Here is an 18,235-nt window from a genome sequence, read left to right on the forward strand (position 1 = left end):
TGAATAATGCCAAATTTTTGATTTGAATTGACAAGGCTTATCCAACAGACAAGCACTCGCCCGAACAGCAGTCGTTTGCCAGCCCCAGGCGCTCTGGCCGCGCGGGGCTGCGGAACCGATGCCCCACCCGGAAGCCGGAGGAGGCGGGTGTCCCGACCGGGCTCCCTGGCTGCGGGTCAGCCTCCACCCACGGGCGGCCAGATGGCCAGCACGTCCCCCTCCGCCAGGATCTTGCCGGCCAGCGCCTCCGGCGCCACGTAGGTGCCGTTCACCAGCACCAGGGTGCACAGCGCCGGGGGCACCCGGAAGGCCTCGATCACGCCCAGCACCGTCGCCCCCGCCTGCACCTCCACCGCGGCCTGGTGGGACCTGCGGGCCTCCGGCGGAAGGTGGACGGAGAGGGTGGCGAAGAGCTTGAGGGTGATGTTCATGCCTTCTGCGCGCAGGCCAGGTAGGCCTCCATGAGCTGGGTTGGATTCTTTCGCAGGCGTTCCTTCCAGGGGCCGAGGCGCACCCTCCCCTCGATGAGGCCCCGGACCACGCCGATGTGATCCGTGTGGCCCACCGCGTTGGCGCCCACCAGGCGGTCCCCCAGGAATTCCAGCTTCAGGTAGCGGTAGCGGTCCGGGTCGGACACCTCCACGGAATCGCCGCCGGGCAGCCCCTGCCACGCCCCGAAGGAGGAGGACTTGAGACCCAGGGTGTCCAGGACGTTGAACGGGAAGGTGCCCCGGCTCGCGGCCCGCCGGCCGGCCATGTTCAGGGCCGCGATGCGCCCCTGCTCCACGGCGTTGGGCTGGATGGCGTTCACGGAGCGCTCCCCGGTGACGACGTCCACGAACTCCGCGGCGTCGCCGGCTGCGTAGATCCCGGGCACCGAGGTGGCCATGCCCGCGTCCACGAGGATCCCCGAGTCCACCTGGACCCCGGTGCCCGCCAGGAACTCGACGGCGGGCTTGACGCCCACGAGGCAGAGATACAGATCGGCCGGGAGGACCTCCCCGCCGGGCAGGTGGACGCCGAGGTGGCCGTTCTCCGCCGTGATCGCCCCGGGCAGGGTCTCCACGCGGATCTTCACGCCCTTCGACTCGCACCAGCGCCGGATCAGGGCGCTGGAGGGAGGGTTCATCATGCGCGACACCATGCGCCCGCTGCGCACGAGGATCGTGAGGTCCACCCGCAGGGACACGAGGCCCTGCATGATGATGCACCCCACGAACCCCGCGCCCATCTGCACCACGCGGGTGCCGGGCCCGGCCTTGCGCAGGAGGTCCCGGGCGTCCTCCAGGGTCCAGCAGGTGTGGACCCCGGGGAGGTCGATGCCGGGGATCCTCTGCAGGGTTGGCCTCGAGCCGGTGGCCACCAGGAGGCGGTCGTAGGCGAGGGCGCGGCCGCCCTCCAGGAGCACCTGCGAGGCGCCCGGGTCCACGCTTCGGACCCGGCCCCCCACAACGTCGATGCCCAGGTTCCGGTAGTGGTCCTCCCCGGGGCGGATGCGCAGCCCCGTCTCCCGGATCTTCCCGGCCAGCAGGTAGGGGATCGCCATGCGGGCATAGGGGATCTCCCCCTCGCCCTCGATGAGGGTGACCGAACCCGCGGGATCGGCCCTGCGGAGGGTCTCGGCGGCGGTGACGCCGGCGGGGCCGGCGCCGATGATGACGTGGCGCATGCTACAGCCCCAGGCGCGCGACGGTCTCGGGAGTGGGCACCCCCTCGGGGGTCCAGCCCCGCACCTGGTAGTACTCGGGCAGCATCTTCCCGAGCTCGGCGACCCTGCCCTTCATGGGACCGGTCTTGGCGGGCTCGGTGAGCAGGCGCGGCGGCAGGGTGTCGTCCTTGCCGGTCAGACCCGCTGCCAGGTTGAAGGTGCGTTCGAGGTTCCACACCCGCTCGCCCAGGAGCATGAGGTTCTCCAGGGAGTAGTCCCCGCCCAGCGCGGGCTGGATCATGGACTGGATGTCCGGACCGCCCCACGCGAAGGTGGTGAACAGGCAGATGCCCGCGGAGTCCACCACGGCCGTCAGATCCTGGAAGGCCTTGAGCATGGGGGCCTTGCCCTCGGTGGCGCCGGGATCCATCTTCACGGGGATGCCCAGCACTTCGGGGGAGACCATGTAGCCGCGCACGTGGCAGGCGCCGCGGTTGCTGGTGGCGTACTCCAGGGCCATGCCCTGCAGGCCGCGGCCGTCGTAGGCGGGGAATTCCTGCCCCTTGACCGACATGGACAGGTCGGGGCGGCCGTAGGTGGAGCACAGCACCCGGGAACCCAGGCCGATGATCTTGCCGAAGCCCACGCCCTGCGCCGTCATCTCGGAGAGTTTCACCAGGGCCTCGGCGCTGCCCCAGGTCAGTTCGAGGCCCACCTCCTCCTTCTTCAGGAGGCCCAGCTCGTACAGCTCCATGGCCGCGCCGATGGTGGTGCCCAGCGTGATGGGGTCGAAGCCGTCCTCGTTGCACAGGAAGTTGGCGTAGGTGAGGGCCTCCAGGTCCGACACGCCGCAGGCGGCGCCCAGGGCCCAGGCGGCCTCGTACTCCACGCCCCCGGAGGCGCCGTGATAGGTGGGCTTGTCCTTCACCGAGAAGTGGCTCGTGTCCATCTTCGAGATGCGGCCGCAGCCGATGGTGCACGCGAAGCACGCGTTGCGGTTGATGAGGTTGGGCTTGCCATCGGTGTCGCGGGGAGCGTGCATCGCCTCGCCTGAGATGGCGTGGGCGCCTTCGAACTGGATGTCCCGGTGGTTGCGGGTGGGCAGTGCGCCCACTTCATTGATGACGTTCATGAGCACCTGGGTGCCGTATGTCGGCAGTCCCTGGCCCGTGACGCCGTTGCCCGCGAGCACGGCCTTGGCGGCGGCCACGGCCTTGAAGAAGCCCTCGGGATCGGCGGGCGCGTAGGCGTCGGTGCGGGTGCCCCGGATCGCGACGGCCTTGAGGTTCTTGGAGCCCATGACGGCCCCCACCCCGGAGCGGCCCGCGGCGCGGTGCAGGTCATTGACGATGCCCGCGAAGAGGACGCCGTTCTCGCCGGCCCGGCCGATACTGGCCACGCGCAGCTGCGGGTCCTGGTGGGTGTGCTTGATCAGCTCCTCAGTGTCCCAGCACGTGCGGCCCCACAGGTGGGCGGCATCCAGGAGACGGGCGTCGTCGTTCTCCAGGAGGAGGTACACGGGCTTTTCGGATTTGCCCTCGAAGATGATCATGTCGTAGCCCGCGAACTTCATCTCGGCGCCGAAGTAGCCGCCGGAGTTCGAGCAGGCGATGGCGCCCGTGAGGGGCCCCTTGGTGACCACCGAGTAGCGCCCCCCGGTGCTGGCGGAGGTTCCCGTCAGGGGTCCCGTGGCGAAGATGAGCTTGTTGCCCTCGGCCAGGGGGAGGACCTTGGGGTCCGTCTCCTCCACCAGATACTTGGTGGCCAGGCCGCGCTGGCCCAGGTACTGCCGGGCCCACTCGAGGTTCAGGGGCTCGGCCTGGCAGGTGCCGGCCGTGAGGTTCACGCGAAGGATCTTCTTGGTCCAGGTCATGGTCGCCTCCTCACACCGCTGCCGGGTTGTTGTCGGTCTTGCCGGCCCACTGCCGCATCCGGTCCAGCCCCGTCCAGTCGGCGTCCACGTACGTGATGGCCCCGGTGGGGCAGGCCCCCGCGCAGGCGGGTTCGCCGCCGTCGCACAGGTCGCACTTCTGCACCTTGCCGGTGGCGGCGACGTAGTTCACGGTTCCGAAGGGGCAGGCGATGGTGCAGACCTTGCAGCCCACGCACAGGTCCTCCAGCACCTTCTTGGCGCCCGTCTTCGGATCCAGGACGATGGCCTCCACCGGGCAGGCGTGAAGGCACCAGGCCTCGTCGCACTGCGTGCAGGTGTAGGGCACCTTGCGCCCCTCCGCCTCGAAGCTGAACACCTTGATCCTCGAACGGGAGATGGTGAAGGTGCGGTGGTGTTCGAAGGCGCAGGCCATCTCGCACTGGAGACAACCGGTGCACTTGTTGGGATCCATCTTCAAGGATTTCTGCATGGAGGTGCCTCCTGACGGGATTTGGCGGGAAGTATGCACCGCATCCGCGTCATGCCACACGCAGAGACACCGTATCAATGGCAACTATATAAATATTAATGCATGCGAAAAATCGATATGTCTGCAAGGAAACAGCGAACAAAAAAACGGCCACCCGGAGGTGGCCGTTTTCCTGGTCCAGTTCGACTTACATCTGGTCCTTGAGGCCCTTGGCGGCCTTGAAGACGACCTTGCGGCCTGCGGGGATCTGGATCTTCTCGCCGGTCTTGGGATTGCGGCCCATCTTCTCGCGGGTGGCGCGGACTTCGAAGGTGCCCAGACCGAAGACGTTCACGCGCTTGCCGCCGAGGAGGGACTGCACGATTTCGTCACGGAGGCCGTCGAGCATGGCCTTGGCACGGGCCTTGGTGAGGTCGTGGGCCTCGGCGAGGGAGGCGGAGAGTTCGGGAATGCCGATGGTTTCGGGCTTGGAAGTGGTCTTGGTCATGCTGTTCCTCTCTGGAGGCGGTATTGAGGATCTGAAGCCAGGAAGGCTCGGTCTGGCTCCGTGGAACGGGAAGGACTACTCGGCCGAAAGGGCCGTGACTTCGAGGGCGATCTTCGCGTGGACGCCGGCGTAGATGCGGACGTCCGCTTCATAGGCACCCACGGACTTGACGTGGGGCACGGTGATGCTCTGCTTCTCGATCTCGAAGCCCTTGGCCTTGAGCAGTTCGGCCACGTCGCCATTGGTGACGGAACCGAAGAGGTGGCCGTTGTCGCCGACCTTCTTGGCCACGGTGAGGGCCAGGGCGGAAAGCTTCTCGGCCAGGGACTGGGCATCGGCCAGCTCCTTGGCGCGCAGCTTGATGTTGCGTTCCTTCTCGAGCTCGATCTGGCGCTTGTTGCCGGCGGTGACGGGCAGGGCCTTCTTGCGGGGAAGCAGGAAGTTCCGGGCATAGCCGTCCTTGACGTTGACGACGTCGCCGCGCACGCCCAGATTGGGCACATTCTCGATCAGCAGAATCTCCATTGGGTATATCTCCAGTGCATGGCCAGCGCTAAGGCGTTGTCCCCTCATAGGTTAGGCTGGGAAACATTTCCCGGCCAGGGTTCTCCAAAGGTCTGGAGCCCGTTCCCTCGGTGGGTTGAGGCCACTTTTTCTGTCATATTACTTTAACCCGACACCCTTCCCAACGGAACCCCATGGATTCTGCATCCGACAGAAGATCGAAGCTGCGCATCGTCGTTGGACCGGACGTCACCATCCAGTTCCGGGTGAAGCAGTTCGCCTACAAGAACATCCGGATCACCAACCTGAGCGCGGGCGGCTGCTTCGCCACCCTGCCCCGGGCCGAGAACCACCTCTTCCGGCAGGGGACCCTCCTGGAGCACTTCGGCTTCGAGAACCCGGACCTGACGGGTGAACCGTTCATGGCCAAGGTCGCCTACGTGCTGGGCGGCTCCGGCGGCGGCAGGGGCGCCCTCGAGCTCATCGGCCTGGGCATCCACTTCCTCGCCATGACGCCGTCCATGGAGGAGTCCCTCCTCCATTTCGTCGAGTCGAAAAGCTAGATCATTCCCACCCAGGGACCCGTCTCCGGGCGCAGGTGCAGCTCGGGCAGCTCGTTCTCCTTGAACATGAAGTGGCTGCTGTTCCAGCTGCCGCAGGCCTCGCAGCGGTCCACGTAGTCGGGGGTCTTCTGGCCGCAGACGCTGCACTCGAAGCGCTGGCGGAGGATGCCCAGGTTGCGCAGGAGCTGGCGGTACTCGTTCAGGGCCTGCTCCATGCGGCCGCGCCGGGAATGGATCTTGGCCATGAAGAAGAAGAGGATGGGCGAGTAGACCACCTGGGCGCGCACCTCCTGGAAGAGCACCAGGGCCTCGTCCAGGATCTCCAGGCGGTAGAGCATCTTGCCCAGGAAGAACTTGGCGGTGGTGGCGTACTCGCTGGTGGCGGCGATGCGGCGGAGCACGGCGAGACCCTCCTCGGGCTTGCCGCTCTGGATGAAGTAGTCCTCCACCTCCTGAAGCAGGGCGCCCTCGCCGGTGGTGCGGAAGCCCTCCTGCCAGATCTCCAGGCCCTGCACCTCCTGGTCCTGGAGGATCATGCAGCGCCCCAGGGAGAGGTAGGCGGGGACGAAGCTCGTGTCCTCCTTGAGGATCTGCTGGAAGATCTGGGCGGCCTCCTTGTAGAGGTCGGCCTCCACCTTGGTCAGGCCCACCTGGTACTGCAGCGCAGCGCCCTGGGCCCGCTCGGGGCTGTTCACTTCCTTGCCGAACCGGGACATGAGCCGCTTGTGGACATCCAGGGCCTCCTCCCAGCGCCCGGCGTCCATGTGGAGGGTGCGGAGCTTGCGCAGGGCCCGCAGCGCCTGCTTGGGGTTGTCCCCCGCCACGCGCTTCAGGAGGACGGTGGCCGCCTCCGGGTTGCGGGCGGCGATGAGGGCGTCGGCCAGCATGTACTGGAATTCGATGGCCGCGGGATGGGCCGCCACGCAGCCCTCCAGGTGCTTGACGGCGGCGTCGTAGTCGCCCAGCTTCACGAGGGCCTCGCCCATGAGCAGGCTCGCGGCCTCGTGGTCGCCCCGCTCCCGCAGCACGCTCTCCAGCACCTGCCGGGCATGCCCGGGCAGGCCGTGGGACAGGAGGTCCCGGGCCTCGGCCAGCAGGCTGGAGAGGCGCTTTCCCGCCCGGGTCGCGGCCGAGGCGTTGATGCCCTTGACGAAGCGGGTGAACTCCATGATGCCGGTGTAGAGCAGGTTCAGCACGAAGCCCAGGAGGAAGGCGCCCACCAGGAGGGAAGACACCCGCACGCTCACGTCGGTCCAGAGCTTGATGTTCTGCCCCAGGACGGCCGTGTTCCCCATGTAGACGTAGCCCACCGACATGAGCACGAAGGCGATGAGCACGATGAAGAGCACGTTGATCAGACGCATGGTGGTTCCCCGTATTGAACGCCTAGTTTGGCATCATTTCGCCGTGCCGTGATTTTCCGATAGCCAGTTCCTGGCGGCCTGGAGGTCCGCCCACACGGCCCTGCGCACATCCTGGGTGTACTGCCTCAGCACGTAGGCGGGATGGAAGGTGGGCATCACGGGGATCCCCCCCAGCATGTCCAGGGTCTGCCACTGCCCGCGGATCCGGGTGATGCCGGCGGCCACGCCCAGGAGCTCGCGCAGGGGCGTGGCGCCCAGGGTGACGATGACGGCGGGGCGGATGAGCTCGATCTGGCGCCTCAGGTAGGGCAGGCAGCGCTGGGCCTCGGCGGGGGTGGGGGTGCGGTTGTCGGGGGGCCGGCACTTCACGACGTTGCAGATGTAGACCTGGTTCCGTTCGAACCCCATGGCCCCCAGCATCTTGTCCAGCAGCTCCCCGGCCTTGCCCACGAAGGGGCGCCCCTGCAGGTCCTCGTCCCGCTCCGGGCCCTCGCCCACGAACAGGATCCTCGCTCCGGGGTCCCCTTCCCCGAAGACGAACTTCATGCGTCCAGCCCCCAGGGGGCAGGCCAGACACCCCTGGATGCAGGCCTCCAGCTCCGCCAGGCTCCCGGCCGCCTCCACCAACTCCTGGGGGGGAAGGGCCTTGGGTCCGGAGGGCGGGGGAGGGGCGGGCGCGGCCGTTGTTTTTTCCAATACAAGCTGTTGTTTCACAATGCTTTTTTGCGGCACAACAGGGGTATCAGAAAGGGCTTCGGGTTGGTATGGTGGAGGGACCAGGCCGATCACCCCCAGGTCCTGGAGGGTGTCGCGCCAGTGGTGGAAGTGCCCGCTCATGGTCCTAGACTACCCAATTCCACGAAGGGGATCACATTCCGGGAACATTTCCCTCCCCTTCATCATTTAGAATTCGGAGCCATGCATGGAGCCGTTCAACCCACCGGATCTTCCCTTCGGGGAAACCACTGACTTTCACGAAATTTTTTCCTGTCTCTATCCCCGTTTGGTAAGCTACGCACGGCGTTATGGCGCCACTTACCCGGAAGATATTGCCCAGGAAGCTTTCGTCATTCTCATGCAGCGGGAAACCCCCGTCGAACATCCCACCGCCTACCTCTACGGTACCGTGCGCACCCTCTCCCTCACGGAGCGCCGTCCCCTGAAGAACCAGTCCATCAGCCTTGAAGCCGTCGTGGAGCAGGGCAAGGGACCGGAAGCGGACGACGACCTGCTCAGCCAGGAGGTCCGGGAGCGGATGAAGACCCTCTCCCCCACCTTCCGCGAGACCCTCTGGCTCTTCGTGGTGGAGGACCTCTCCATCCGCCAGATCGCCGAGATCCTCGACATCCCCGAAGCCACCGTCAAGACCCGCATCCACCGCGCCAAAGCCCACCTCAGGAACCAACTCAATTCGACCGGAAACTCTGGAGGCCTTCATGTCCTGGCTTGACCCCCAACGCAGCCAAGAACCCTCCGGCGACACGGCGCTGCGGGCCGAACTCCGTGCCCTTCTCGGCATGAAGCCCCGGAACTACTTCGAATCCGAGCCCACGCCCGAGCTCATCGCCCTGGCCGAGGAGCTCCGCAAGGAGGCCCGGCGCCGCAACCATACCGCCCGCCGCCGCAGCCACTGGATGCTCCTGGCCGCCGCCCTGCCCCTGGCCCTGGCCTTCGGTGGCGTGAGCCTCTGGGGCATCGCCCAGAAGCACAAGGCCGAGGACCTGGCCTCCGCCATGGTGCAGAAGGAGGCCGAGCTCACCCGCATGGCCGCCTCCATCAAGCGCGTGCCCGCCCCGGGCAAGGCCATCCAGGCGCAGCAGCCCCTCCTGGCCTCGGGCCGCAAGCAGGTCAGGCCGGCCACCAAGGGCAAGGAGCTGGTCATCCCCATCGAGCAGCCCGCCGGTGTCATCCCCCAGGACACCCAGCAGGTGAAGGCGCACTGATCCCCGGCCGATTCCGGCTAGAATTGGGCACGGAGCGACGCCCATGTCCAGCGGAATGGAACTACTCATCTTGATCTGCTCCGCCCTGGCCGCGGCCCTGGCGGGGATGAGCGTCTTCAGCAACAGCCGGCCCCCGGACGGGCGGATCAACCAGGTGATGGACGAGGTGGAGGAGCTGAAAGGGCTCCTGAACCAGATGCAGAAGTCCATCCTCCAGCTGGAGCGGAAGTTCGACAAGGAGTCCAAGGACGGCCGGGCGGAGTTCAAGGACGTGCTGGAGAAGGTGGCCGAACGCATCGACAAGCGGATGGTGGAGCTGGGCAACCTATAGGGGCGCGACGGCTGCCTCCTCCTTGCTTTCCTCCTTGGGCTTCACCTGGACACTGGGCGGCGGCGCGGTTTCGACCTTGCGCTTCTTGTCCGCCCCGGGGGACAGGGCGGCATCAGGCCAGGTGAAGGAACCGTCGCCCACGGCGCCGGCGTGGGAAGAACTGGAGGACGTGGAGGAGGCTGCCGGGGGTTCCGTGGCTGCCCGGCCGCGTTTCGTGCGCTTCGGGTCGCCTTCCGCGTCGAACCGGAGCTGAAGGTAGTCCTCGTTTTCCTCGATCCGGTAATGCTCCATCTCCGCCTGGAACCGGCCCCAGTTGGCCTTGATCAGGGCGTTCAGGTAGTCCTTGGCCTCCGCGGTGAGTGCCATCTGGTGGAGATTGACCAGACCCTCCGTCCGCGTGGTGCCGATCTTGTCGGTATCGATGAAGAACAGCCGGCCGTCGGTCATCCGGAGGAAATTCTCCTCGTGGTAGTCGTAGTTGCAGCATTCCACGGACAGCACGGCCAGGGCGTGGACCTCCGGCAGGGTGAGGCGCCCGGGCCTCGTCCCCGCCACCTTCTCCACCACCGCAAGGCCGGGTTCCTCATCCCCGGAACCCGGGGGCAGCAGGAGCAGCTTGCGGGGAAGGCAGACCTGGGCCAGGTGGTGGCGGTCAAGGGTGGCCTGGCACAGCCTTGCGTTCCTGACCCGCTCGCGCCCTTCCGATTTCAGGATCCAGCCCTTGAGCCAGGGAATGTCCATGGTCATGCCGGGGGTCGCATCGAAAGCCCTCAGCAGGAGCTGGGCATGCGTCTCCAGGTGGCTGAGCAGCCCCTCGAACGGCGTGGGGTGGGCCTTCTCCTGGGCCTTGAGCGCCGCGATGGAAGCCTGGTCGGCACTTGACAGCTTCTCCACCGGGCAGGCTTCAGCCTGGAGGACAACCCCGGCGAGGGCCAGGGCCAAGACAAACAGCAGTCGGGTCGATTTTCCGAATCGCACAGGAACCTCGTTCCTGAGCATAGGAATTATTTATACGCGTGCCACTGCAATTCCATGGACAGGCGTTCAGGTCCCTACCGTAGTGCCGCCCGCTAGACCGCCTGAGGGTGCATGGGCGGCGTCCAGCCGCGCTCGTTCAGCAGCCGGACGCCCATGATGCGGCTCAGCCGGAAGCTCATGACCTCCTGGTGCAGGTGGCAGAAGCCACGCAGGTGCTCGCCGTCCACGCCCTGGGGGGTGACCTTGCGCAACTGGGGGCGGTGGGCCGCCAGGGGCAGGTACGTGAGTTCCACCATGAGGTTGTAGCTGGCGGCGTACTCCAGGATGCGGGTGGTCTCCTCCGCGGCCTGGGCGCCCATGCCCATGTGGAGCATCGGCACGCGGCGGCGGATCTCCTGGTGGAGGTTGGGGTCCTCGGCCTGGATGCGCTGCAGGGCGGCGTGGATGATCTGCCGCACGGGGTCCAGGTGGTGGTTCATGCCCTGCTCGTCCACGAAGGAAAGACAGGCCAGCGACCAAAGGTAGAGGGCCTCGTCCCCGTCGATGCTCACGGGGAGGAAGCGGCCGGGCTTGGGCAGGAAGCCGGCCTGCTTGAGCAGCGCGAAGGCGTTGCCGGGGCCGTTGGCTTCCAGGACCGTCTCGGAGATGCGATGCAGGTTGAGGGTGGACAGCTCGGGGCGGAGCATCAGCTCGTCGGCCAGGGCCTCGGTGCGGGCCTTGACCAGGCGGCAGCCCTGCTGCACCTCCACTTCGCCCAGGCGCCGGGCCAGATCCTCCAGGAGCTGGGCCAGGGGCTGGGGCACGGCGGCGGAAGGGGCGCCCAGGAGGCCGTTCATCTCCTCCAGGGTCAGTCCCATGTCCAGGGCCCGGATGAGGGTGTCGGAACCCACCCGCAGGCTCACCATGGCGTCGAGGGTCTCCACGTCGGCCATCTGGGCCACCCGCAGGAGGCGGTGGGGGTTCTGGACCATGGGGGTGAGGACTTCCAGGGTGGGCTGGATGACCAGGGGCTGGTTGGCCATGAAGAGGGTCCAGTGCCCTTCGGTGCCCCGGTGGTCCCGCAGGAGGTATTCCTGGGAGAGGGTCTCCCCGTGCGGCGAGAGCGTGACATGGGCCCCCTCGGCATCCAGGTTCACCAGGCCCATCCGGCCCAGGAAGGGCAGGAACACGGTCTCGGTGCGGCTCACGTCGAGCGGGTGGAGGGTCTGGAGGAAGGCCAGGAAGGGCCTCACGGCCAGCACCTGCCCGCGGCGCTCCAGCAGGTGCTGCATGAGGAAGGTGCGGTCCTCGGCGGGGGGCATGTTCCAGAGCTTGAGGTCGTGCTCGAGCAGGATGGCGAAGGCCCGCTCGGGGACCCACCGGGGGGAATGCGAGAGCACGGCGGGAAGCAGGGTGTCCACCCGGCCCTCCCGGTTCCACAGGAGGCCCAGGCGGTGCAGGAGGCCAAAGATCAGGGTGGCGTCCCGCTCGTCCTTGAGCAGGGCGTTCTTCTGCAGGAGCTGGCCCAGCTCCTTCTTGGCGGGCAGGCCGCCCTTGAGGACCCGGATCCCGCCCATGCAGCGCAGCAGGACGGACGTGAGGGCCAGCGCGAAGCCGTAGGGCTGGGCGGGGATGAGGGCGACATCCGGCCCTCCCTGGAAGCAGAAGGCGGCGTCATCGAAGTCGGCGAGGGCGTCGGCCACCCGGCCGGGCACCGCCCAGCCCTCCGCCGTGGGAAGGATGAGGCCCAGGGCCAGGAGTTCGCTCTGGAACTCCACCTCGGGCTGGCGTTCCTCCTCAGCGAGGCGCTTGAGGGCCGTCAGCTTGCTCCCATCCAGGTCCAGGAGGGTGTTGGTGAGCTGCTTGTTGTCCTCCAGGTGGAAGACCATCGTCTTGAGGAGGCGCATGCGCCCCTCCGGCCCCTCCTGCCAGTACTGGGGGACCGGCAGCCTTCTCCGCTGGCAGATCACGCGGAGCTGGTCGTCACTGCAGTTGCATAGAAGCTGGTAATGCGAAGGGGCCATGATTCCTCACATGCACCGGGCTGTGCCGGGGGGGGGCCGATCCGTAATGACCGATCAGTTTCTCATGATTCAAACGTAAACGTCAGGGGAAAATCCAGCCCCCCACCACCCCCAAACCGGTGCGTTGACCCTGGGGTCGACTCCTTCTAGTCTCAGAGTTTTGGACCCTGCCGCGTGATCGCCCTTCGTCCGGACAACCCCCTGATCGTCCAGAGTGACAGGACCCTTCTCCTCGAAGTGGCCCACCCGTCCTTCGAGGAAGTGCGCGACGAGCTGAGCCGGTTCGCGGAGCTGGTGAAGTCGCCCGAGCATATCCATACGTACCGCATAACGCCGCTCTCCCTCTGGAACGCCTCGGCCTCGGGCGTCTCCTGCGAGGAGATGGCCTCCACCCTCAACCGGTGGTCCAAGTACCCGGTGCCCCAGAACCTCCTCCAGGAGATCCAGGACCACGGCACCCGGTACGGCAAGCTGCGCCTGGTGCAGAAGGGTGACCGGCTGGCCCTGGAGATGGACGATCGGGGCCTCTTCTATGAACTGGAAAATCAGCGGAGCCTCCAGGAGCACCTGGCCGAGCCCTACCCGGATCAGCGAGGGATCTATCTGGCGGATGGCAAGCGCGGCGAGGTGAAGCTCCAGCTCATCCGCCTGGGCCACCCCGTGCAGGACCTGGCGGGCTTCAAGCCCGGCGACCCCCTGGAATTCAGCATGCGCGCCACCCTGGCCGGCACGGGCAAGCCCTTCGGTCTCCGGCCCTACCAGCAGGCGGCGGTGGACGTCTTCCACGCCGGCGGGGGCCCCGAGGGCGGCGCCGGGGTCCTGGTGCTCCCCTGCGGAGCGGGCAAGACCGTCATCGCCATCGGCTGCATGGCCCGGCTCCAGACCCGCACCCTGGTGCTCACCACCAACGTCACCGCCGTCAAGCAGTGGAAGCAGGAGCTGCTGGACAAGACGTCCCTTCGGGAGGAGGACATCGGGCTCTACACCGGCGACACCAAGGAGATCCGCCCCGTCACCATCGCCACCTACCAGATCCTCACGTACCGCAAAAGCAAGGGCGCCCCCTTCGAGCACTTCAAGATCTTCGAGGCCGCCAACTGGGGCCTGGTCATCCACGACGAGGTGCACATGCTCCCCGCGCCGGTGTTCCGCGCGGTGGCCGAGCTCCAAGCCAAGCGCCGCCTGGGCCTCACGGCCACGCTCGTGCGGGAGGACGGCAAGGAGGAGGACGTCTTCTCCCTCATCGGTCCCAAGCGCGTGGACGTGCCCTGGAAGACCCTGGAGAAGAGCGGCTTCATCGCCACCGCCCACTGCCTCGAGATCCGCGTGCCCCTGCCCTCCGACGAGCGCATGGACTACGCCGTGGCCGACCAGCGCGCGCGCTTTCGCATCGCCTCGGAGAACAGCCTCAAGCTGGTGGTCATGGACGAGCTCCTGGCGGGGCACCCCGGCGACAGCATCCTGGTCATCGGACAGTACCTGGAGCAGCTGCGCATCATCGGCGAACGCCTGGATGCGCCCGTCCTCACGGGCCAGACCCCCGAGCGGGAGCGGGAGGAGCTGTACCGCAGGTTCAAGGCCGGGGAACTGAAGGTCCTGATCGTCAGCAAGGTGGCGAATTTCGCCATCGACCTGCCCGACGCGAGCGTGGCCATCCAGGTGAGCGGCACCTTCGGCTCGCGGCAGGAGGAGGCCCAGCGCCTGGGGCGGATCCTGCGGCCCAAGGGGGACCGGAACATCAGCTTCTTCTATTCCTTGATTTCAAGGGATACGACCGAGCAGGAGTTCGCCAGGAACCGGCAGCTGTTCCTGACGGAGCAGGGCTACCGCTACCTGATCGAGAGCAGGCACCTGGATGAGAACGGGTTGAGCGAACCGACGGTGTGGCGTCAACTGCTGGAGGACACCGCGCCCCTGCAGCCCTGATTCCTTCCTCGCCGAGGTGGCCTAGGGGCCGAGGTTCGCCGGGGAAAGATCAGAACGTGGCAAGGAACCGGATCGAAGGCTCGACCAGGAGGAGCACTGCGGGAATGGCAAAAAGGCCCGCCACCACGTCGTCCGCGACGATCCCGGCGCCCCCCGGCAGCACCTGGATCTGGCGGATGGGCCAGGGCTTCCAGATGTCGAAGAGGCGGAAGGCGAGGAAGGGGATGGCCAGGACGGGCAGCAGGCGCCAGCCGCCTGTCTGGAGGAGCCGGGGCAGGTCGTAGGCGATGCCCCAGCGCACCGGCCACAGGGCGATCCAGAGCCCCGCCCACTCGTCGGCGACGATGTAGCCGGGGTCCTTGTCGCCGGTCTCGGCCGCCACGCGGTCGGCGGCGGCCACGGCCAGCCCGGTCATGGCGATGGGCGCGGCCAGGAAGAGGAGTTCGGAGATCCAGGCTCCGGGCGCCGCCAGGAGCGGGGTGAGCAGGCACCAGACGGCGAGCCCCGCCAGGGAGCCCCACGTGCCGGGCGCGGGGCGCAGGCGGCCCGAGCCCAGGCCCGTGGCCACCCACCACGCCCAGCGCCCCGCCCGCATCAGGCGTCCACCACGGTGGGCTCCAGGATGACCTCGCCGTTGTAGGAATTGGCGACGACGCAGTACTTGTGCGCCTTCTCGAACATCTCGCGCACCTTGTCGTGGCTGGTGCCGGGGGCCACGGTGATCGTCGGCTTCAGGGTGATGGTGGCGACCCGGGTGAGGCGGTCCACGGTCTCCATGACGGCTTCGGACGCGCCCTCGTACGAGGTGACCGTCAGGCGCACCTTGGTGGCCAGGGCCAGGAAGGTGAGCATGTGGCACTGGGCCATGGCCGCCGCCAGGAGATCCTCGGGGTTCCACCGGGCGGCGTCGCCGCCGGTGGCGGGGCTGCTGGTGGCGGGGATCTGGACGGGCGCACCGGGCTTGGCGAGCTGCGAGGAGCGGCTGTAGGCCGTGTCCTGGGTGCTGCCCTTCCAGCTGACGGTGACGGGGAATTTCTCGGACATCACGGGCCTCCTAGGCGACAGTCTAAACCAGACCGCCCGGGTCAGGAACGGGCCCGCCGGGATTCCTCGAAGCGGCGCACGGCCTCCTCGGCGCCGCCCTCCACCACCTCGCCCACCAGGTCGTAGGCGTGGCCCTTGGTGATCCGCACGGGCTGGATGGTGCCGGGCACCACGTCCCCGCCGACGATGAGCACGCCGCCGTCCACTTCGGGGGCCTGGCCCATGTGGCGGCCCTTGAAGACCATGTCGGTCTCCTCGTGGGTGCCCTCCACCAGGACGTCCAGCACCCGGCCCTCCAGCCCCCGGTTCCGCTCCCGGCAGATCTTCTGCTGGAGCTCCATGAGGATGCGCTTGCGGCTGTTCTTGGTGCGGACGGAAACGGGGTCGCCCAGGCCGAAGGCCGGCGTCCCCTCCTCGAGGGAGTAGGTGAAGACGCCCACGTGCTCGAAGCGGGCCTCCTCCACGAAGGCGCGCAGTTCCCCGAAGGCCGCCTCGTCCTCGGAGGGGAAGCCCACGATGAAGTTGGACCGGATGAAGACGTCCGGGATGATGCGCCGGGCCTTCTCCAGCAGCTTCAGGAAGGGCTTGCGGCCTCCGCCCCGGGCCATGGCCTTGAGGACCCCGGCGTCCCCGTGCTGCAGGGGCATATCCAGGTATTTCGCGCAGTTGGGGGTTTCGGCGATGGCGTGCAGGAGGCCGTCGGTGAGGCGGTTGGGGTAGGCGTAGTGGATGCGGAACCACTTCAGGCCCTCCACCGCGCCCAGGGCGCGCACGAGCTTCTCCAGGGCGTCCGGGTCCCCCAGGTCCCGGCCGAAGTCGGTGGTGTCCTGGCCCACCAGGTTGATCTCCAGGACGCCGCCGGCCACCAGCTGGCGGGCCTCGGCCACCACGGAGGCGACGGTCCGGCTCCGCTGGGGGCCCCTTATGGCGGGGATGATGCAGAAGGCGCAGCTGTGGTCGCAGCCTTCGCTGATCTTGAGGTAGGCGCTGGCCGCGGGGGTGGTCAGGAGCCGGGGGCTGGACTCGCTATAGAGGTAGCCGGGATCCCGCTCGGGTTCGAAGAGCCGGTCGGAGGCGCCCAGCACCTCGGCGATGTGCTCGATGTCCCGGGTGCCCAGGCACGCGTCGATCTCGGGCATGTCGGCCAGGAGCTGGTCCCGGTACCGTTCCACCATGCACCCGGCCACCACCAGCTTCCGGCAGGCCCCGTCCTTCTTGTACGCGGCCGCCTGGAGGATGGCCTCGATGCTTTCCTTCTTGGCCGATTCAATGAAACCACATGTGTTGACCACCAGGATCTCCGCCTGGGCGGGGTCGGGGGTGATGGTGAAGCCCTTCAACCTGAGGTGGCCGAGCATCACCTCGCTGTCCACGAGGTTCTTGGGGCAGCCCAGGGACATGAATCCGACTTTGGCCATCCGGCCTCCTTGACCCTCCAGAATAGCGTTATCGGTGCTATTCTCTGCATTCTGCTGAGAGTAGAAGGCCATGAAGATCATCCTGCTCGTCGAAGGGGCCCGCCGGACGGTGGAACTCACGGAAGAAGGCGTCACCGTGGGCCGGGGTGACGCGGCGACGGTCAAGATCTCCTCCAATGCGGTCAGCCGGGTGCACGCCCGGTTCTTCCTCAAGGGCGGCCAGGTTCTCGTGCAGGACATGAAGTCCATGAACGGAACGACCTTCCGGGATCTCCCCGTGGTGGACCCCACCCCCCTGAAACCCGGGGACACGGTCCTCCTGGGGGAGGTTCCCGTCCAGTGGGTGGACGAGGAGACGAGCGTCCTGGCCCCGCCCGCCCTGGTCCTCTCCAAGCCGCACACCGAAGCCAAGATCGCCCTGGAGGACCGGGCCTTCGACACCTCCGGCAGCATCATGGTGCCCCATTCCACCCTGGAGGACCTGCTGGCCAAGCATCAGGCGGGCCAGGCGCCGGCCGAGGTGGAGGCGCTCTTTTCCCGGCTGGCCTCCATGGCAGGCAAGCTCCTGGCGGCCGCGGGCCTGGCCGAGCTCCTGGAATCCGTCATGAGTCTCATTTCGGGCCAGATCCCTTGCCAGCGGGGGTTCATCCTCCTGGCCGACCCCACCGGGGACCTGGTGCCCGAGTTCGTCTGGGAGGAGAAGCCGGGCGCCATCACCACCCCCATCAGCCGAACCATCGCCCGAACGGCAATGACGGCCAAGGTCACCATCCTCACCACCGACGCCCGGGTGGACCCCCGTTTCTCGGCGGGGGAGAGCATCAAGATCCACGGCATTTCCTCGGCCCTGTGCGCCCCGCTCATCGTGGACACCCAGGCCCTGGGCGTGATCTACCTGGAATCCAGCCTCAACAAGGGCGGCTTCAAGCGGGAGGACGAGCATCTCCTTTCCGCCATGGCCAATTTCGCCGCCGTGGGCATCCAGCGGGAGCGGGAGACCCGGTTCCGCCAGCGCCTGGAGCGCTACCACAGCCCCCAGGTGGTCAACGAGATCCTCAAGGCCGCCCAGAACCTGGACGCCCCCATCCTCCAGGCGCGCCGCTGCGAGATCTCGGTCCTCTTCGCCGACATCTCGGGGTTCACCCGCATGTCCGAGGGCATGGAGCCCCTGCAGCTGGCCACCATCCTCAACCGCTCCTTCGAGGTCATGACCGACCAGATCTTCATCCGGGGGGGAACCCTGGACAAGTACATCGGCGACGCCATCATGGCCTTCTTCGGGGCCCCGGCGCCGGACCCCGACCACGCGCTCCACGCCGTGGAGGCCGCCAAGGCCATGCAGCAGGGCCTGAAGTTCATGAACGAGAACCGCCCCGCGGGCTACCCCGAGCTGCGCATGCGCATCGGGATCAACAGCGGGGAGGCCTTCGCCGGCGACATCGGCTGCGAGAAGCGCATGGACTACACGGTCATGGGCTCCACGGTGAACCTGGCCTCCCGGCTGGAGAGCAGCGTGGCCGGCCCCGGCCAGATCGCCATCGGCCCGAGGACTGCTGAAATACTGCAGTCAAAAGACTTCGTGCAGCTCAACCCCGTCTCCCTCAAGAACATCGAGCAGGAGGTGCGGCCCTTCCTGGTGCCCTGGGAATGAACCGGGCTGCCT

At 67.4% G+C, this 18,235-nt stretch carries 19 protein-coding genes; 6 read left to right on the plus strand and 13 right to left on the minus strand.

The genetic code is table 11. The annotated features are described in order from the left end of the window. Window positions 1–176 precede the first annotated feature (176 nt). The 6 genes from ACZ5MC_RS22520 to rplI form a co-directional block, all read right to left on the minus strand. On the minus strand, window positions 177–431 hold the full coding sequence (locus ACZ5MC_RS22520; RefSeq protein WP_464516784.1) for a MoaD/ThiS family protein: 255 nt from the start codon (window positions 429–431) through the stop codon (window positions 177–179). After that, a complete protein-coding gene (locus ACZ5MC_RS22525; RefSeq protein WP_306598164.1) occupies window positions 428–1,669 on the minus strand; it encodes an NAD(P)/FAD-dependent oxidoreductase in 1,242 nt (413 codons plus the stop codon). The genes ACZ5MC_RS22520 and ACZ5MC_RS22525 overlap by 4 nt, the downstream gene beginning before the upstream one ends. 1 nt (window position 1,670) lies before the next feature. Further along, window positions 1,671–3,521 carry an aldehyde ferredoxin oxidoreductase family protein gene (locus ACZ5MC_RS22530; protein WP_306598165.1) on the minus strand — a complete coding sequence of 617 codons (1,851 nt, stop codon included), beginning with the start codon at window positions 3,519–3,521 and terminating at the stop codon, window positions 1,671–1,673. Window positions 3,522–3,531: 10 nt separating this feature from the next. Continuing rightward, a complete protein-coding gene (locus ACZ5MC_RS22535) occupies window positions 3,532–4,011 on the minus strand; it encodes a 4Fe-4S dicluster domain-containing protein (RefSeq protein WP_306598166.1) in 480 nt (159 codons plus the stop codon). A 187-nt stretch (window positions 4,012–4,198) separates the two neighbouring features. Beyond that, window positions 4,199–4,498, minus strand: a complete 300-nt coding sequence (locus tag ACZ5MC_RS22540; RefSeq protein WP_306598167.1) for an HU family DNA-binding protein — start codon at window positions 4,496–4,498, stop codon at window positions 4,199–4,201. 75 nt (window positions 4,499–4,573) lie between these two features. Continuing rightward, on the minus strand, window positions 4,574–5,023 hold the full coding sequence (gene rplI / locus ACZ5MC_RS22545) for a 50S ribosomal protein L9 (protein ID WP_306598168.1): 450 nt from the start codon (window positions 5,021–5,023) through the stop codon (window positions 4,574–4,576). A 173-nt stretch (window positions 5,024–5,196) separates the two neighbouring features. On the opposite strand from rplI, the gene ACZ5MC_RS22550 reads away from it, so the two are divergent. Next, on the plus strand, window positions 5,197–5,565 hold the full coding sequence (locus ACZ5MC_RS22550; protein ID WP_306598169.1) for a PilZ domain-containing protein: 369 nt from the start codon (window positions 5,197–5,199) through the stop codon (window positions 5,563–5,565). Here the strand turns inward: ACZ5MC_RS22550 and ACZ5MC_RS22555 are convergent. Together ACZ5MC_RS22555 and ACZ5MC_RS22560 are read right to left on the minus strand one after the other, a co-directional pair. Further along, window positions 5,562–6,929 (minus strand): tetratricopeptide repeat protein, encoded by a 1,368-nt coding sequence (locus ACZ5MC_RS22555; protein WP_306598170.1) that lies wholly within the window; start codon window positions 6,927–6,929, stop codon window positions 5,562–5,564. The genes ACZ5MC_RS22550 and ACZ5MC_RS22555 overlap by 4 nt on opposite strands. 33 nt (window positions 6,930–6,962) lie before the next feature. Then, complete coding sequence (locus tag ACZ5MC_RS22560; protein ID WP_464516785.1) at window positions 6,963–7,625, minus strand: uracil-DNA glycosylase; 663 nt, start codon at window positions 7,623–7,625, stop codon at window positions 6,963–6,965. A 226-nt stretch (window positions 7,626–7,851) separates the two neighbouring features. On the opposite strand from ACZ5MC_RS22560, the gene ACZ5MC_RS22565 reads away from it, so the two are divergent. From ACZ5MC_RS22565 to ACZ5MC_RS22575, 3 genes are read left to right on the plus strand one after another with little or no spacing between them, the layout of a single operon-like run. Then, window positions 7,852–8,379 (plus strand): RNA polymerase sigma factor, encoded by a 528-nt coding sequence (locus ACZ5MC_RS22565; protein ID WP_306598172.1) that lies wholly within the window; start codon window positions 7,852–7,854, stop codon window positions 8,377–8,379. Next, on the plus strand, window positions 8,366–8,872 hold the full coding sequence (locus ACZ5MC_RS22570) for a hypothetical protein (RefSeq protein WP_306598173.1): 507 nt from the start codon (window positions 8,366–8,368) through the stop codon (window positions 8,870–8,872). Before ACZ5MC_RS22565 ends, ACZ5MC_RS22570 begins: the two co-directional genes overlap by 14 nt. A gap of 43 nt (window positions 8,873–8,915) precedes the next feature. Next, window positions 8,916–9,203 carry a hypothetical protein gene (locus tag ACZ5MC_RS22575; RefSeq protein ID WP_306598174.1) on the plus strand — a complete coding sequence of 96 codons (288 nt, stop codon included), beginning with the start codon at window positions 8,916–8,918 and terminating at the stop codon, window positions 9,201–9,203. On the opposite strand, the gene ACZ5MC_RS22580 is transcribed toward ACZ5MC_RS22575, so the two are convergent. Together ACZ5MC_RS22580 and ACZ5MC_RS22585 are read right to left on the minus strand one after the other, a co-directional pair. Further along, window positions 9,198–10,145 carry a hypothetical protein gene (locus tag ACZ5MC_RS22580; RefSeq protein ID WP_464516786.1) on the minus strand — a complete coding sequence of 316 codons (948 nt, stop codon included), beginning with the start codon at window positions 10,143–10,145 and terminating at the stop codon, window positions 9,198–9,200. The two genes, ACZ5MC_RS22575 and ACZ5MC_RS22580, sit on opposite strands and share 6 nt — an antisense overlap. A 128-nt stretch (window positions 10,146–10,273) precedes the next feature. Beyond that, window positions 10,274–12,184 (minus strand): helicase-associated domain-containing protein, encoded by a 1,911-nt coding sequence (locus ACZ5MC_RS22585; protein ID WP_306598176.1) that lies wholly within the window; start codon window positions 12,182–12,184, stop codon window positions 10,274–10,276. A 174-nt stretch (window positions 12,185–12,358) separates the two neighbouring features. Between ACZ5MC_RS22585 and ACZ5MC_RS22590 the strand changes: the two genes are divergently transcribed. Next, window positions 12,359–14,110, plus strand: coding sequence for a DNA repair helicase XPB (locus tag ACZ5MC_RS22590; RefSeq protein WP_464516787.1), 1,752 nt, complete (start codon window positions 12,359–12,361; stop codon window positions 14,108–14,110). A 49-nt stretch (window positions 14,111–14,159) separates the two neighbouring features. On the opposite strand, the gene ACZ5MC_RS22595 is transcribed toward ACZ5MC_RS22590, so the two are convergent. Genes ACZ5MC_RS22595 through rimO form a run of 3 tightly spaced genes read right to left on the minus strand, consistent with a single transcriptional unit; the run spans window position 14,160 to window position 16,572 of the window. Then, window positions 14,160–14,705 carry a phosphatidylglycerophosphatase A family protein gene (locus tag ACZ5MC_RS22595; RefSeq protein WP_464516788.1) on the minus strand — a complete coding sequence of 182 codons (546 nt, stop codon included), beginning with the start codon at window positions 14,703–14,705 and terminating at the stop codon, window positions 14,160–14,162. Beyond that, on the minus strand, window positions 14,705–15,154 hold the full coding sequence (locus ACZ5MC_RS22600; protein ID WP_306598179.1) for an OsmC family protein: 450 nt from the start codon (window positions 15,152–15,154) through the stop codon (window positions 14,705–14,707). Before ACZ5MC_RS22600 ends, ACZ5MC_RS22595 begins: the two co-directional genes overlap by 1 nt. 41 nt (window positions 15,155–15,195) lie before the next feature. Further along, window positions 15,196–16,572: a 30S ribosomal protein S12 methylthiotransferase RimO gene (gene rimO / locus ACZ5MC_RS22605; protein WP_464516789.1), complete on the minus strand. Its 1,377-nt coding sequence runs from the start codon at window positions 16,570–16,572 to the stop codon at window positions 15,196–15,198. A 70-nt stretch (window positions 16,573–16,642) separates the two neighbouring features. Here rimO and ACZ5MC_RS22610 point away from each other — a divergent pair, with 70 nt between their 5' ends. Next, a complete protein-coding gene (locus ACZ5MC_RS22610) occupies window positions 16,643–18,223 on the plus strand; it encodes an adenylate/guanylate cyclase domain-containing protein (RefSeq protein ID WP_306598181.1) in 1,581 nt (526 codons plus the stop codon). Window positions 18,224–18,235 lie beyond the last annotated feature (12 nt).

This window comes from Mesoterricola sp. JemC181, assembly GCF_055384585.1.

What these genes read in the sequence shown, in the direction of transcription:
- ACZ5MC_RS22595 (WP_464516788.1), bottom strand. Translation starts at nt 14,705, where the DNA reads ATGCGGGCGGGGCGCTGGGCGTGGTGGGTGGCCACGGGCCTGGGCTCG.
- ACZ5MC_RS22585 (WP_306598176.1), bottom strand. Translation starts at nt 12,184, where the DNA reads ATGGCCCCTTCGCATTACCAGCTTCTATGCAACTGCAGTGACGACCAG.
- ACZ5MC_RS22570 (WP_306598173.1), top strand. Translation starts at nt 8,366, where the DNA reads ATGTCCTGGCTTGACCCCCAACGCAGCCAAGAACCCTCCGGCGACACG.
- ACZ5MC_RS22575 (WP_306598174.1), top strand. Translation starts at nt 8,916, where the DNA reads ATGTCCAGCGGAATGGAACTACTCATCTTGATCTGCTCCGCCCTGGCC.
- ACZ5MC_RS22555 (WP_306598170.1), bottom strand. Translation starts at nt 6,929, where the DNA reads ATGCGTCTGATCAACGTGCTCTTCATCGTGCTCATCGCCTTCGTGCTC.
- rimO (WP_464516789.1), bottom strand. Translation starts at nt 16,572, where the DNA reads ATGGCCAAAGTCGGATTCATGTCCCTGGGCTGCCCCAAGAACCTCGTG.
- ACZ5MC_RS22610 (WP_306598181.1), top strand. Translation starts at nt 16,643, where the DNA reads ATGAAGATCATCCTGCTCGTCGAAGGGGCCCGCCGGACGGTGGAACTC.
- ACZ5MC_RS22525 (WP_306598164.1), bottom strand. Translation starts at nt 1,669, where the DNA reads ATGCGCCACGTCATCATCGGCGCCGGCCCCGCCGGCGTCACCGCCGCC.
- ACZ5MC_RS22565 (WP_306598172.1), top strand. Translation starts at nt 7,852, where the DNA reads ATGGAGCCGTTCAACCCACCGGATCTTCCCTTCGGGGAAACCACTGAC.
- ACZ5MC_RS22530 (WP_306598165.1), bottom strand. Translation starts at nt 3,521, where the DNA reads ATGACCTGGACCAAGAAGATCCTTCGCGTGAACCTCACGGCCGGCACC.
- rplI (WP_306598168.1), bottom strand. Translation starts at nt 5,023, where the DNA reads ATGGAGATTCTGCTGATCGAGAATGTGCCCAATCTGGGCGTGCGCGGC.
- ACZ5MC_RS22550 (WP_306598169.1), top strand. Translation starts at nt 5,197, where the DNA reads ATGGATTCTGCATCCGACAGAAGATCGAAGCTGCGCATCGTCGTTGGA.
- ACZ5MC_RS22520 (WP_464516784.1), bottom strand. Translation starts at nt 431, where the DNA reads ATGAACATCACCCTCAAGCTCTTCGCCACCCTCTCCGTCCACCTTCCG.
- ACZ5MC_RS22535 (WP_306598166.1), bottom strand. Translation starts at nt 4,011, where the DNA reads ATGCAGAAATCCTTGAAGATGGATCCCAACAAGTGCACCGGTTGTCTC.
- ACZ5MC_RS22600 (WP_306598179.1), bottom strand. Translation starts at nt 15,154, where the DNA reads ATGTCCGAGAAATTCCCCGTCACCGTCAGCTGGAAGGGCAGCACCCAG.
- ACZ5MC_RS22540 (WP_306598167.1), bottom strand. Translation starts at nt 4,498, where the DNA reads ATGACCAAGACCACTTCCAAGCCCGAAACCATCGGCATTCCCGAACTC.